The following is a 14,233-nucleotide window of genomic DNA, read 5'->3' as shown; positions in this document are numbered from 1 at the left end:
TTAGGCCGATGCCGCATGCGGCAGAACAAAGGGGATGCCGGCGGGCGGTGGGGCCGAGACGCGCAAAGCGCAGCCGTAGGCGTCCGACAGTATCTCATCTGTCAGTACCTCTTGCGGCCGCCCGAAGGCCATGCGTTTGCCTGTCGCAAGCAGCGCGACACGGTCGGCATAAAGCGCTGTCAGGTTGAGATCATGCATCACGGCGATGACCCCGCCACCGGCGCGGGCAAATCCGCGTGCGATGTCCATCACCTGGAGCTGGTGCGCGATATCGAGGCTCGAGACCGGCTCATCCAGCAAGAGCCAGCGCGGTTGACCGTTCTCCACAGGGGCCCATACCTGCGCCAGAACGCGGGCAAGCATGACCCTTTGCGCTTCGCCGCCGGACAATTCCTGAAAGGTCCGGTCGGCGTAATGCGCGAGGCCGACGCGTGCCAGCGCCTGCATCGGCACCTCGGGTCTGTCTCCTGCCGTGCCAGATTGCAGGCCGAGCCGGACCACCTCAATGACTGTAAACGGAAACGCAAGACGCGACGCCTGGGGGAGGACAGCACGTTGTGCTGCAAGTTGCCAAGGCTTCATGCCGCATATGTCCTGTCCGTTCAGACTGACCGTGCCGCGATAGGGCAGGGAGGCCGTAATCGCCCCGAGCAAGGTGGATTTGCCGGAGCCGTTGGGGCCAACGATGGCGGTCACTTCTCCGGGCAGGGCTGTCAGGCTCACGCCGCGCAGCGCCTCGTGCTTGCCGTAAGAGACGCGGATATCTTCGGCAATCAGGCTCATAACTCGACCAGTCCCCGACGTTTCAGCAGGATCCACAAAAAGACCGGTGCGCCAAGGACGGCTGTCACGATCCCGATGGGCAGTTCTGCGGGGGCAATGACCACGCGTGCGATGACATCTGCGAGGATCAGCAGGGTCGCCCCCAGAAGCGCTGAATTGAGCAGCAGCGTCCGGTGATCCGGACCGGAGGCAAGACGCAGCAGATGCGGCACCACGATCCCGATAAACCCGATTCCACCCGAAACAGCGACCGCCGCACCGGTGGCACCGGCGACGGCAAGGATCGCCACGGATTTCATGCGCTGCACATTGATACCGATATGGGCAGCGGTCGCCTCACCCAGGGCCAGCCCGTTAAGTCCGCGCCCCAGCATCATTGCCGTGCCGAGAGAAAGCAGGATCAGCGGCGCGGCGGACAGCACCTTGGCCCAGCTCGCACCCGCAAGCGAGCCCAGACCCCAGAACGTCAGATCGCGCAGTTGTCTGTCATCGGCGATATAGACGAGGATACCCGACAAGGCCCCTGCCAGCGCGCCAAGCGCGATGCCCGCCAGAAGCATCGTCGCCACAGATGTGCGCCCGTGCCGTGTGGAGACGCGATAGAGCAGGATGGTCGAGCCCCAGCCGCCCAGAAAGGCGGCAAAGGGCACAAGGTGGTTGCCTGCGCGGTCGATCATCCAGACGGGCAGGAGTGCGCCCAGCACGATGGCAAGGATCGCACCCAGCCCCGCACCGGCCCCCACGCCAACGATGCCCGGATCGGCCAGCGGGTTGCGGAACAGACCTTGCATCGCAGCCCCTGATACGGCCAGGGCTGCACCGACGAGTATACCCATGGCAAGCCGGGGCAGGCGGATGTCAAACAGCACCACGCGCTCGATCTGGCTCAGCGTCTCTCCCTGCGCCAATTTTGCCAGCACGGATGACAGGGTGACGTCTGTTGCGCCAACCTGCAGGTTCACAAGACAGGCCAGCCCCAAAGCAACCGCAAGAACCCAATGCAAGGCGCGGGCGTGGTTCAACTGGTCGCGCGGGGCGACCGCGATATCCGATACGACAGTCACCGGTCAGGTTCCCTTTGCATAAAGCGCGTCGTTCAGCATCTGCACGGCCTGCGCCGTGCGCGGCCCGAAGCCCAGCATCAGCAGGCCATCCATGCGCACGATCGAACGCGTTTGCGCGGCGGGTGTCAACTGGACCGCAGGCATGGCGAACAATTCGTCATCTGCCAGCCCATGATCGCCGCCCCTGTCCATCATCAGGATCACATCGGGCGCGGCCAGCCCGACCGCTTCGTCGGTGATCTGTTTGTAGCCTTCGTAATCGGAGACAGCATTCACACCCCCCGCCATCCGGATCAGCGCGTCCGCTGCGGTACCTGTGCCAGAGGCATTGATCTTGCCGCCCTGCGTGGACAGCACAAAAAGCACGCGCTTCTTGTCATCCTCGGGACGTTCAGCGTCCGCAAGCGCCGCCACGAGATCGGCCTCAACTTCGGCCATTAATCCGGCAGCGTGTTCCGGCACACCAAGTGTCTCGCCCACGATCTCGATCTTGCGCAGGATGCCTGCAACGCTCAGGGCGTCGGGCACCTCGACAAGGGCGACATTCGCCGCACGGATCACATCGAGCGCTTCGGGAGGTCCAGCGCCTTCTTCGGTCAGGATCAGTGATGGCCCAACCGAGAGCACACCTTCGGGAGAAAGGGCGCGCATGTAACCCACATCGGGCAGGTCGGCGACACTGGGTGGATAACTGGACGTTGTGTCGCGCGCCTTGAGGCGGTGTTCCTGACCGAGGGCTGCAATGATTTCGGTGACTGAACCGCCGATTGACAGCACATCGGCCTGTGCCTGCGGCGTATCTGCGCTTTGTTCGGCGCTGACGGCCATGGCAAGAAACGTGCTGCACAAAGCTGCGCAGAGCCCTGTCCGGAAAGCGATTTTACTGGGCCAATGTCTCATGCGGGCACCTCCACAAGCGTTGATAGGCAATCCACGATCTGGCCCCATTCGGCGCGTGAATCGCGCCCCTCCTTGCCGACGCCGAACACCTGAAAAATCATACCGCCTTCAGCATCGAAGGCTTCGACCGATACGGCAGGTCCGCGTTGCGTGGGTTTGTGCACGGCCCAGACCTCGGCCACCTTGTCGAGACGCAGATGCAGGTTGAACCCCGGATCCATCACGTTCTGCCAAGGCCCCATCGGTTTCAGGCTATGGATCTTGCCTGTGTGGATCTGGATGCAGCCACGGTTTCCGACAAAGATCATCACCTCGATCCCGGCATCGCGCACAGCCTGAAGCATCGTATCAGCGGCCTTCGGGGCAAGCTGGCGCACCCAAGGTGCACCGGCAACCCGGTAGGCCCCGAGCCGGTTCATCTTGAGTTTGGCACACAGGCGCAGGAATTGGTGTGTATCCGTCAGCTTTGCCCATTCTGCCCGCAGAATGTCGGCTTTGTCGGCGCGCGATTTTGCGCCCTCGACGGGCTTGCGCGCGGCAACCTGTTGACTGTCCGACTGATCAGTGATGGCCAGATCGGCGACAATTGCGGGCCATGCCGCGTGGTGTGATCCGTCGCGCAGATGGATTTTGTGTACCGCGTCGCCTGCTGCATCGAAAATCTGCAAAGAGCGTCGCACGCCCTGCGCGGTCTCTGTCTCGACGGCGAAAGCATGTACCCAATGTGACGGAAAGATGCGCAGGTCGATATTCTCGGTCAGGGTCATCGCCGCATGATCGCCACGGTGATAGTTGCCGTATGCGCCTACCTTTTCATGTACGCAGGCATCAACACGGGTCAGCGCCATGACTTCGCCCAAGGCTTCGGCTGCGGGGATGATCCGGTCGGGGTGGGCCGCGATTCGGGTAGTGCCATAGCCGATGCTGGCAGCAACGAGCTGCGCCTCGGCAATGCCTTGGGCGTCTGCCGCATCGCGGGCGCGCAGTTTCGGGTTTTCTGCAAGAAAGGCGCGAATATCGGATGGTTTGCCAGCGGATTGCTGTGTCATGGGCGTCCTCGGATGTTTGTTTATGGTCCGATGGCTGCGCCCGAAAGACGTGGTGCGTGGCTGTCTAATTACTTGACTGTTTTAGTTGGGTAAGTTTAAAGCTGCAACCCGTTGCGGTACGTTGTAGCGCAAAATTATGAAAACTGCCGCGCCAGCCTTCGCAAGCTTCGGCCTGAAACACACGAAGGATGGCGCAATGCTTACCTCTTTGATGCGCGGCACGACCGCGCTTGTCTGCTTGTCGCTGGCAATGCCAGCCATGGCACAAGACAGTGATCCCGGCTTTCTGGGGACACTTATCCTCACTGGCGGCAAACGTGATCTCAGCTTTGGCACTGCGCTGTCGCGCACAGTTGTCGGTGAAGAAGAGATCATGGACCGTCAGGCCAGCACGGTCGCGCAACTGATCGACAGCGTGCCGGGTGTCACGCTGGTGAACGGCACGACCCCGCAAGGGTCGGGTATCAATATCCGCGGATTCGGCGCGAATACGACCTTTGGCTCGGACCAGAAAATCGCGATCCAGATCGACGGCGCCTCGGTCGGGTCGGAAGAGCTTTACCGCATCGGAACACAGCTTTTCACCGACCCGCTGCTCTATCGCGAAGTCGAGGTCTTGCGCGGCACCATCGGAAGTTTTGCCTATGGGTCCGGTATTGTCGGTGGGGTTGTGAGGCTGGAAACAAAGGACGCGTCCGATTTTACAGGGGGTGTCCCTGGCTTTGGGGGCTCACAGACCCTTTCGTTCAGCTCGAACGGCAGCGGTTTGGTCAGTTCGACCAACCTTGCATGGATGCCGACCGGAGGTGCCGAATTTCTGTTGAACTATACCCTGCGTGATCAGGACGACCTGAAGGCAGGTGACGGGACGACGATCGGAAACAGCGCGTTCCGCACGCCTTCTTTCCTCGCGAAAGGCACATTTACTTTCGGGCAGGACGACGCACATTCCCTGATGTTCAGCCATTCAAGCACGGTCGCAGACGACAAGGATGTCCCCTATGACCAATTCGTCACGACGGCTGATTCCTTTGGTCGCGTAGACCGCCTGACCGAAACGACACAGACAGCTGTCGAGTATCGCTTCAATCCGGTTACGGACCTCGTCGATCTGCGTGCCAATCTGTCTTATGCCGATCAGGCAATTGAGTCCGACTACATACCCGGGTCCTCGCCTTTGGAAGGGACGCCGAGCTTCCCGTTCCTTCTCGAAACGGTAAATGCCGACCAACGCTATGAAACGGCCAAGTTGACCGTGACAAACCGCGCCTTGTTTGACACCGGCGCAATCGCGCATGACATGCTTGCAGGAGTTGAGGCGCAGCGCCGTATCCGTGCCGATAACGCGGCCGGAGGTGCGCCGGGTGGCACAAACGATCGTTTTGCCCTCTTTGTCGTTGACGAAATGACGATGGGGCAATTCACGGTGACACCTGCAGTGCGCTATGAAAGCTCCAGCATTGAAAGCGAAAACGACCTCGCTGGTGTTCCAAATACCTATGAAAAAGACGCCTTGATGGGCGGTCTGGCATTGGCTTATGATTTTGGCACGGGGCTGTCTGTTTTCGGCTCGGCGGCCTATACCGAAGGTCTGCCCATCATTGATGATCTGGGGACCAGCGACACCGCACAGCGGCGGATCGGCATGTCAGAGAAATCCAACACATTCGAGCTTGGGGCCGAATACACAAGCACAGATGTCTTTGCCAATGGTGACACCTTCACCATGCGCGGCAATCTCTATCGGACCGAACTTAGCGACATCACCAGCTACACGGTGGCAGGTTCTATGTCGACGGAACTGGACCGTGTGGAGTCGAGCGGGATTGAACTGGAAGCCTCATACGGCACGGCGAGCGGCCTTTACGCCGATTTTGCCGGACATATCGGCGAGGGTACTGAGTTCAACCCCGATGGCACCGATGCAACATGGCGCAACACGCCGGCGGATCGGGCGCAGCTGACTTTGGGCAGAAAATGGGAAGACCGCCTGGATCTGAGTTGGGAAATCATTCATGCGGTTGATCGCCGCGATGCCCTTGGCGATGATCTGCCGGACAGTACTGTGCATAACCTGCGTGCAACATGGACGCCCCAAGCCCAAGGATGGCTTGATGGCAGCGAACTGCGCCTCGGGGTCGAGAACGCTTTTGACGCCGATTATGTGGGACATCTGTCATCCCCCAGCAGGAAAGCGCCGGGCAGGTCGTTCAACGTGTCGCTGACGAAATCTTTCTAGGCGGGACAGGAAGTGTCTGGTCCGCCCTTATGAAGGGCGGGCCAATGACCGGTGTGAACGAAAACGCCTTCGGGCTTACGACAAGCGTTTTACGATCATTTTCCATATGCCCCTTTGGGTGTCATCGAACCGGTCGTCTTACGCGCGACCGGACAGATGGATGTCTTGCCGTAAACGGCTTTGACGCAGCAATTCCGCCAGCTTTTCAAACAGTCCCGCGCGGGCGGAATTCGGTCGCCACGCAAGGACAACCTGTCGTGGGCAGGCGTCAGGAAGCGGGGTTAAGCGCACTGTGGACTTGGACACGATGCCGGCATCAACGGCCAGATTGGGCAACAGCGTGACGCCAAGCCCCTCTGACACCATGGCCACCAGCGTTGTCAGGCTGGTCGCCGCAAAGGTCTCATCCTGGGCGAGGTTCCGGTCAGGATAAGCCTGAAGGGCGTGTCGCTGAAGGCAGTGACCTTTTTCCAGAAGCATCAGTTGGCCTGCGTCCTTCAGGGCGGAATGGCCTGTGGTTCGTGGCCTTGGCGCGTCTGGCGGGGTTGCCAGCTGATAGCCGTCTTCGAACAAATGCGCGATTTCGAGCGATCCTGTGTCGAAGGGCAGGGCGATCAGGATCAGATCCAAACGCCCTGCGTTCAGGCCCTCGATCAGGGCTTCTGTCATTTCCTCGCGCAGGTAGAGCCGCAGGCCGGGAAACTGCGTACGTATCAGCGGCAGGGCCTGCGGGATCAGATAGGGGCCAATCGTGGGAATGGCCCCCAGCCGCAAGTCACCCTCTTCGGGGTTTTGATGTGCGCGCGCCAAGTCCTCGATCTCTTTGGCATCCAGCAGCAGTGCACGGGCGCGGGCCACGATCTGCTCGCCCAGCGGAGTGAGCATCACACTGCGCCTTGTGCGCTCGATCAACTGCACGCCGAGACGGTCTTCGAGTTCCTTGATCCCCGCGCTCAGCGTCGGCTGGGTGACAAAGCTGATGTCTGCGGCGCGCGAAAAGCTGGCGGTATCAGCGACGGCAATCAGGAACTGAAGATGGCGGAGTGTAAACATATAGAGAAATCCTATTACTATAAGCAATATATTCAATTTCTCTTATAAGTAGCAAGTGACTACCTCTGGGTCATCGCAACGATCACCTGAAGGAACAAAGAAATGACTGACACAGTGACACCCACCGGCCCACGCCTGAACGAACCTGCCCCTGCATTTGATGCGCCCACCACCGATGGTCGCAAAACGCTTGAGGACTATCGCGGGAAATGGCTGATCCTTTTCTCGCACCCCGCCGATTTTACGCCTGTGTGCACCACCGAATTTATTGCCTTTGCGAAAAAGCATGATGAATTCACCGCCATGAATACCGCACTGCTGGGTCTGTCGATCGACAGCCATTACAGCCACATCGCATGGATGCTGAACATCAAGGAAAAGTTCGGCGTGGAAATCCGGTTCCCGATCATTGCCGACCTGAATATGGCGGTTGCCCAAGCCTATGGAATGATCCAGCCGGGTGCATCTGATACGGCTGCTGTCCGCGCGACATTTATTATCGACCCCGAGGGCGTTCTGCGCGCGATGGTCTACTATCCGATGAACGCGGGCCGGTCGGTTGACGAAATCCACCGCCTGCTGGTGGCGTTGCAAACCGCAGACGCGAACCAGTGCGCAATGCCTGAAAACTGGAAGCCGGGTGATGAGGTCATCGTGCCGACACCGGCCACACCAGAGGCCGCAATGGCCCGTGCGGGTGAAGGGTATAATACGGTCGATTGGTATTTTTCGACACGCGCCCTTTGACGCTTTGCGGTTGGGCAGGGCGGGGTACCACCCCGCCGGTTCACCGCAGCAAGCCGAAACAAACGTGAGGTTGCCGCGCAATGCGTGCGGCAATCACAGATGAAGGAGAAACCCATGTCTAACCCTATCGTAAGACCTTTCTGGGACGCGCCGACTGGAAGCTGGCAGTACGTGTTCCACGACCCCGACACCATGCAAGGTGCCATTGTCGATCCTGTGCTGGATTTTGATCCGCTTGCGGGGGCCACATCGACAGCCAATGCGGAAAAGATCCTGGCCTACATTCAGGATGCAGGGATCGAGATCGTCTGGGTTCTCGACACCCACCCGCATGCTGATCACTTTTCCGCAGCACCATGGCTGGCTGAAAAGCTGGGGGCGCGAACTGGGATCGGCGCACGGGTGACCGGTGTGCAGAACCTGTGGAAAGATATCTACAACCTGCCGGCAGATTTTCCCGCCGACGGAAGTCAATGGGACCACCTGTTCGAGGATGGTGCGCAATTCATGGTCGGGAATGTGCCTGTGAAGGTCATGTTTTCGCCTGGCCATACTCTGGCATCCATCACCTATGTTGCCGGAGATGCGGCCTTTGTGCATGACACGCTCATGATGCCGGACAGCGGATCATCGCGCGCGGATTTTCCGGGCGGCAGTTCCAAGGCCCTCTATGACAGCATTCAGGCCATTCTGGCGCTGCCGGAAAGCACACGCGTCTTTGTCGGTCACGACTACGCGCCGGAGGGGCGTGATGCAGCCTGCGAAGCGACGGTTGCTGCGCATAAAGCATCCAACATCCATTTTCAGGATGATCCCTCCGAGGACGCCTTTCGTGCTGTGCGGGATGCCCGCGATCAGACCCTGCCTTTGCCGAAACTGATGCTGGCAGCCCTGCAAGTGAACATCCGGGGTGGCCGGTTGCCCGAGGCCGAAGACAACGGACGATCCTATCTCAAGCTGCCGATGAACTACTTTGTTTCGCGCTAACGCTGCATTTGCGCAGGGGTAAAACCCCTGCGCAAAGTGCCTATTTGATCTACATCAAGGAAACATTTCATATTTGGAATGTATTGTGGGCGCAATCATACAATTGCTGGAGTAAATGCAATGGACAGAAACCACACAAGACCCGCTGATACCTATTCACCGCTCTATTTTCTTGCGTCGCTTGGCGCAGGCGGGCTGAGCGTGACGTTCTTTATGTACCTGATGTTCTGGGTCCCTCATGTCGGGCGCCCTGTGCCAATCTTCGAAGATCTGATGGCTGTCTTTGCCAACGGGGCATTGCCGCTTCAGGTGGCTGTTGTCGTTGCGATGGCGGGGATTGCCGTGTTTGCCTTTCTGAACGTCAAGTCCCTGATCTGGAACCTGTCCGCGCTCTCGCGCTTTCGCAAGACACCGCAATACGAAGCGCTGCGCGCGTCAAATGGTGAAACCACCTTGCTTGCCGGACCATTGGCTGCGGCCATGACTGTCAATGCAATGTTCATTGTCGGGCTCGTCTTTGTGCCCGGCCTGTGGCTGGTTGTAGAGTACCTATTCCCTTTGGCGCTGATCGCATTTCTTGCCATTGGCGTCTGGGCATTGCTTCTGATCGGTGACTTTCTGGGGCGTGTGCTGACCAAAGGTGGCGTGTTCGATGTGACCGCGCACAACTCTTTTGCGCAGTTGTTGCCTGCCTTCGCCCTTGCAATGGTCGCTGTTGGTCTGGCAGCTCCATCTGCCATGAGTGGGAACACGCTGGTTGTTGGCACGTCGCTTGTCCTGTCGACCTTCTTTGGAACAGCGGCCATCCTTTACACCGTCGTTGCCGCTATCACGGCTTTCAGCTCCATGCTGCACTATGGGACTGCCCGCGAAGCAGGGCCGACACTGATGGTGATCGTGCCGATCATGACCGTGCTGGGCATCATGTCCCTGCGTCAAAGCCACGGTTTGCATATCGGGTTTGACCTGCACCAGACAGCGGGCGAAACCATGGTCTTTCTTGCGCGCCTTTTGACTGTGCAGGTCCTGTTTGTGCTGCTCGGGATGCTGGTGCTGCGCCGTCAGGGATATTTCGCTGACTTTGTTCTAGGTGACAAGACTTCGCCCGGTTCATACGCGCTGGTCTGTCCCGGGGTTGCCTTGTCGGTGATGCTGCACTTCTTCATCAACAAGGGTCTGGTGGCTGCGGGGCTGATCGCCCAGTTCGGCATCGCATATTGGAGTCTGACCGCCATTGCACTGCTGGCCCAGATCCTGATGATCGCCCTGGTGTTCCGCCTGAACCGCCAGCACTTTTCCGCACGCGGATCCTCTGCCAACATGGTGCCTGCCGAATAAAGCTCACCTGAAAAATGAAATACCCCCGCCCTGTTCAAACAGAGCGGGGGTAATTCATTTGCGAAACAACAGCTTCGTCATTGGGCCTGCGTTTCAGGCCACGATTGCTGGCTACGCAGACAGGCCGCAAGACATGGGTGGTCTGGGCGCCATATCCAACAGCGCAGTCAGCCCGCAGTTGCCTTTTACAAGATCGGCGAGTGTCACCATGTCCAGTTCGTGATAGAAGGCTTCGAGTGCCCGTGAAATATAACTGCGCAGACGACAGGTTGGGGACAGGGGGCAAGAGTTGGCTTCCGTGTCAAAACATTCCGCGAAAGGCACCCCGCCTTCGAAGACGCGAAAGACAGCACCGATCGAAATCTGGTCCATTGACCGCGCGAGACGGAGCCCGCCCGTGCGCCCGCGGATCGTTTCCACAAACCCGTTGCTCTGCAAAAGGTTGACGACCTGCAACAGGTGATGCGTTGAAGCATTGCATTTTTCAGCAATCTCGGATGTGCGAACTGTCACGCCGTCGTTGACGGCGCAGGCCATCAGAATGCGGGCGGCAAGGTTCGTGCGGGTGGTGAGGCGCATATAAGTCCCATCAAGGATTCGTGTTTCACCACTTTGGTCCGCATCGCAGGACATTTGTTTGATCTAGATCACGCCCTTGCCAAGAAAACTTCTTTATCTGGTATTCAAGAATCAAGTTATGAGGTTTGCGTGGCGCATAAGAATGGCCTGACCGACGCACAGGACAAAACAATTGGCCCACGTGATTGGCTGTCACCTGGCCGTAGCCTTCAGAAAAAAGCGGCTGTTTTTGCAGTTTTGGCCAACCTTGTCTGGCCGGTGCAGGCAGGGCTTGTCGCCTTCGCGTTGGGCGGGCTGCTGACGGGGGCGCAAGTGTCGCCGTTTCTGTTGGCGGCGGGCTTTTTCATGCTTGGGGGGCTCCGTGTCATTCTGGGATACAAATCTGAAGCACTTGCGGAAACGGCCGCGCAGCGCGTGGTTCATGCGGCACGTTTGCAGATCGTGGCGTCCGAAGCGCGGCGTGCATCCGATAGTGCCTTTGGCGGTGCCGGTAGCATTTCAGCCCTGGCCGCGGAGAAGCTGGATCTTCTGATCCCTTACATCACCCGCTATGCATCGGCCCGGGCGCGCGTGATGATCTTACCGTTTGTCATCTTCGCCCTTGCGCTTTGGTTTTCATGGGCGGTCGCCGTGGTCCTGATGATATCGGGGCCCTTGATCCCTGTCTTCATGGCACTTGTCGGACTGGCGGCCAAAGATGCCAGCCGCCGCCAGATGGCCGAGATCGGCACCCTCAACGATCTTCTGGTTGAGCGGTTGTCGGCACTTGTCGACATCCGTCTTTTGGGGGCAAGCAAACCGGTGCTTGATGGCTTCTCTGCGAAGGCAAGCGACTTGCGCCACCGCACGATGGCCGTCCTGCGGGTTGCGTTTCTATCCTCGACCGTGTTGGAGCTTTTTGCCGCGATTGGTGTTGCAATGGTTGCGGTGTTTGTCGGTTTCTCGCTTCTGGGGGCCCTTGAATTCGGCACTTGGGGTGGTCCGCTCACGCCGCAGGCCGGTATCTTCTTGCTGTTGTTGGCCCCTGAATTCTATCAGCCGATGCGCGATCTGGCCGCGGCATGGCATGACAAAGCCGCCGCCGGTGCGGTGTTTGAAGATTTAAGCGCATGGGACGGGGCCGAGACGCTGACCTTGCTGGGGCAGGGTGCGCCGGAAAGCCCGCTCAGCGGCCCTGCCAGTGCGTCATTGCAGGGCTGCGCTTTGCCGGGTGGTGCCGTTTTGGATGATATTGCCATAGCGCCCGGCGAAACAGTTGCCCTGATGGGGCCAAGCGGGGCAGGCAAGACGTCTGTCCTGCGCATGATCGCTGGCCTGCTTCAGCCAGCATCGGGCAAGGTGACGGTGGCAGGCCAGCCGCTTGATCAGGATACGGCGGATGCATGGCGGGCCCGGATCGGATGGATGCCACAGTCGCCGCATTTCCTGAATGCCAGTTTGCGCCACAATCTGACACTGGGGCGCGCGACCGATCCGACGCAGGCCTTGGAACTGGCGGCGGTCGGCGATGTTGTGGCCGGACTGCCGCAGGGATTGCATACGCGGCTTGGCGAAACCGGTGGGGGCCTCTCGGGCGGTGAGGCGCGCCGGATCACATTGGCGCGGGCCATTCTTGGTGCGCCGGATGTCATTCTGGCGGATGAACCGACGGCGGATCTTGATGCAAAGACCGCGGCGGCAGTGACCCAAGGTCTGCTGACACAAGCGCAACGCGGTGCAACGCTGATCGTTGCGACCCATGATCGCAATCTCGCGGCAAAGATGGACCGGATCATCCGGATCGGAACCATGCCATGAAGGCTCTGTGGCGTATTTTCCGACTGATCCTGCGTGAACAGCCCACCTCTCTTTGGCGGGGTGCCGCGCTCAGCTTTGTTGTGCTTGCGATGGGTGCCGCTTTGCTTGGGTTGTCGGGCTGGTTTATCACAGCCGCCGCTGCTGCAGGTCTGGCAGGGACAGGTGCGGTCTTTGACGTTTTTCGCCCGTCCGCGATGGTGCGCTTTCTGGCGCTCGGCCGCGCTGCGGGACGTTACGGAGAGCGCGTGCTGACCCATGACGCCACACTTCGCGCGCTGGAATCGTTACGTGTGCGGTTGCTTGGCGGATTTGTTGCGGCCTCATACGACAGGATGATCCGCACCCGCGGGGCACAGGCGCTCAACCGTTTGACGGCTGACATTGATGTTCTTGACGGGGTGGTGCTGCGGCTTGTGCTGCCGGTTCTGGCGGGGGTGCTCGTCCAAGCGGCTGTGTTCGTCGTACTCTGGGCCTTGATCGGACTGTCGGTCGCACTGTGGATTTTCGCGGGATACGTTTTGGGCAGCGCCGCGATCTTTTTATACGCGACGCGCAAGACCGCGTCTCTGTCCCGCCGCACAGAGGCAGCGGCTCAGGCGTTCCGGTCGCGTCTGATTGATCTGATCCGGGGGCGGCGCGATCTGGCCGTGCAGGGCAGATTGATTGCGCAGGCTGATTTCGCAGTGACGGCGGACAGCCGACGCCGCGCATTACAGGTACAACAAGACCGCGCCGAGCGTCTGACCGGTGCGGCGCTGCAAATGCTTGGGACGCTGGTGGCGGGTGGCACTCTTTGGCTGGGTATGACCAAGGCGCAAGCGGGCGAATTTGCGCCGGCATTCGCAGCCCTCGGGTTTTTTGCCGCTCTTGCATTGGCAGAAACGATTGCGTCTCTGCGCCGCGCCGCAAGCGATTTGGGACGCATGGCAGAGGCGGCCAGACGTGTCTCTCGCGACATCAAGGTGTCACCCGCAGAACGGCCGGTTTCTGCGGGGGCGGGCGGATATCTGAATATCCATGGTGTGCGGCTGACCCGTCCGCTTTCCAGCGTTCCTGTCTTTGACGATCTGACCCTCACTGTGGGGCCACGTGAGACCGTCGCTCTGACCGGTCCGAGCGGGTCCGGGAAATCAACCCTGCTTTTGTCTGTTGCGGGCCTGCATCCGGTTGCGGCGGGCATGATGACGCTGGGCGGTTTGCCGGTCGCGGATTGGGATGAGCCGTCGTTGCGTGATACTGTCGCGCTCTTGCCGCAGCGCAGTGCTTTGATGGGTGGAACGATCGCAGAGGCGCTTCGCCTCGCGGCGCCTGAGAGCGACGATACCACATTGTGGCAGGTCCTCGATGCGGTTCAGCTTTTGGATGTCATTGAGGCAAGAGACGGGCTGCAAACCATGCTCGGTGCGCGTGGCGAAGGGTTATCGGGGGGCGAGGCGCGCCGATTGGTTTTGGCACGTGTTCTGCTGCGTCGCCCAAAGGTTTTGCTGCTTGATGAACCAACGGAAGGGTTGGATGAAACCACTGCCCAAGCCGTACTCGAGGGTGTCCGCCGGTTCTTGCCCGATGCGGGCATCCTGATCGCGGCCCATCGCCGGATCGAAACCGCATTTGCGGATCGGACAGTGAGCCTCATTTAAGTTGTATATGAAATACATCTTATTGATCTAGATCAAGGTCGCCCGGGTCTTCGCATCAGA

Annotated in this window: 12 protein-coding genes; 6 read left to right on the top strand and 6 right to left on the bottom strand. The window is 59.7% G+C overall.

The features are described from left to right. Genes C7964_RS08150 through C7964_RS08135 form a run of 4 tightly spaced genes read right to left on the bottom strand, consistent with a single transcriptional unit; the run spans nucleotide 1 to nucleotide 3,796 of the window. A complete protein-coding gene (locus C7964_RS08150) occupies nucleotides 1-783 on the bottom strand; it encodes a heme ABC transporter ATP-binding protein (RefSeq protein ID WP_110279159.1) in 783 nt (260 codons plus the stop codon). Continuing rightward, nucleotides 780-1,847 carry a FecCD family ABC transporter permease gene (locus C7964_RS08145; RefSeq protein WP_110279158.1) on the bottom strand — a complete coding sequence of 356 codons (1,068 nt, stop codon included), beginning with the start codon at nucleotides 1,845-1,847 and terminating at the stop codon, nucleotides 780-782. Before C7964_RS08145 ends, C7964_RS08150 begins: the two co-directional genes overlap by 4 nt. A gap of 3 nt (nucleotides 1,848-1,850) precedes the next feature. Further along, nucleotides 1,851-2,747: a heme/hemin ABC transporter substrate-binding protein gene (locus C7964_RS08140; RefSeq protein WP_502693557.1), complete on the bottom strand. Its 897-nt coding sequence runs from the start codon at nucleotides 2,745-2,747 to the stop codon at nucleotides 1,851-1,853. Then, nucleotides 2,744-3,796, bottom strand: a complete 1,053-nt coding sequence (locus tag C7964_RS08135; RefSeq protein ID WP_110279156.1) for a hemin-degrading factor — start codon at nucleotides 3,794-3,796, stop codon at nucleotides 2,744-2,746. Before C7964_RS08135 ends, C7964_RS08140 begins: the two co-directional genes overlap by 4 nt. 196 nt (nucleotides 3,797-3,992) lie before the next feature. Here C7964_RS08135 and C7964_RS08130 point away from each other — a divergent pair, with 196 nt between their 5' ends. Continuing rightward, nucleotides 3,993-6,035: a TonB-dependent receptor domain-containing protein gene (locus tag C7964_RS08130; RefSeq protein ID WP_110279456.1), complete on the top strand. Its 2,043-nt coding sequence runs from the start codon at nucleotides 3,993-3,995 to the stop codon at nucleotides 6,033-6,035. Between the two features lie 138 nt (nucleotides 6,036-6,173). Here C7964_RS08130 and C7964_RS08125 read toward each other — a convergent pair whose 3' ends face one another. Next, nucleotides 6,174-7,088: a hydrogen peroxide-inducible genes activator gene (locus C7964_RS08125; protein ID WP_110279155.1), complete on the bottom strand. Its 915-nt coding sequence runs from the start codon at nucleotides 7,086-7,088 to the stop codon at nucleotides 6,174-6,176. A gap of 102 nt (nucleotides 7,089-7,190) precedes the next feature. Here C7964_RS08125 and C7964_RS08120 point away from each other — a divergent pair, with 102 nt between their 5' ends. From C7964_RS08120 to C7964_RS08110, 3 genes are all read left to right on the top strand, one after another. Further along, nucleotides 7,191-7,835, top strand: a complete 645-nt coding sequence (locus C7964_RS08120) for a peroxiredoxin (protein WP_110279154.1) — start codon at nucleotides 7,191-7,193, stop codon at nucleotides 7,833-7,835. A gap of 114 nt (nucleotides 7,836-7,949) precedes the next feature. After that, nucleotides 7,950-8,822, top strand: a complete 873-nt coding sequence (locus C7964_RS08115; RefSeq protein WP_110279153.1) for an MBL fold metallo-hydrolase — start codon at nucleotides 7,950-7,952, stop codon at nucleotides 8,820-8,822. A 120-nt stretch (nucleotides 8,823-8,942) separates the two neighbouring features. Continuing rightward, on the top strand, nucleotides 8,943-10,160 hold the full coding sequence (locus C7964_RS08110; RefSeq protein ID WP_110279152.1) for a TsoY family (seleno)protein: 1,218 nt from the start codon (nucleotides 8,943-8,945) through the stop codon (nucleotides 10,158-10,160). A gap of 111 nt (nucleotides 10,161-10,271) precedes the next feature. Here the strand turns inward: C7964_RS08110 and C7964_RS08105 are convergent, their stop codons facing one another. Then, nucleotides 10,272-10,739 carry an RrF2 family transcriptional regulator gene (locus C7964_RS08105; RefSeq protein WP_110279455.1) on the bottom strand — a complete coding sequence of 156 codons (468 nt, stop codon included), beginning with the start codon at nucleotides 10,737-10,739 and terminating at the stop codon, nucleotides 10,272-10,274. Between the two features lie 129 nt (nucleotides 10,740-10,868). On the opposite strand from C7964_RS08105, the gene cydD reads away from it, so the two are divergent. Together cydD and C7964_RS08095 are read left to right on the top strand one after the other, a co-directional pair. Continuing rightward, a complete protein-coding gene (cydD, locus tag C7964_RS08100; protein ID WP_286163842.1) occupies nucleotides 10,869-12,536 on the top strand; it encodes a thiol reductant ABC exporter subunit CydD in 1,668 nt (555 codons plus the stop codon). Then, on the top strand, nucleotides 12,533-14,173 hold the full coding sequence (locus C7964_RS08095; RefSeq protein ID WP_110279151.1) for an amino acid ABC transporter ATP-binding/permease protein: 1,641 nt from the start codon (nucleotides 12,533-12,535) through the stop codon (nucleotides 14,171-14,173). Before cydD ends, C7964_RS08095 begins: the two co-directional genes overlap by 4 nt. The last annotated feature ends 60 nt before the right edge of the window (nucleotides 14,174-14,233 follow it).

Origin of the sequence: Loktanella sp. PT4BL (assembly GCF_003201935.1) — a bacterium.
Taxonomy (GTDB): Bacteria; Pseudomonadota; Alphaproteobacteria; order Rhodobacterales; family Rhodobacteraceae; genus Yoonia.
The sequence above is the reverse complement of the archived record's forward strand: the minus strand, read 5'-3'. Positions and strand labels throughout refer to the sequence as shown.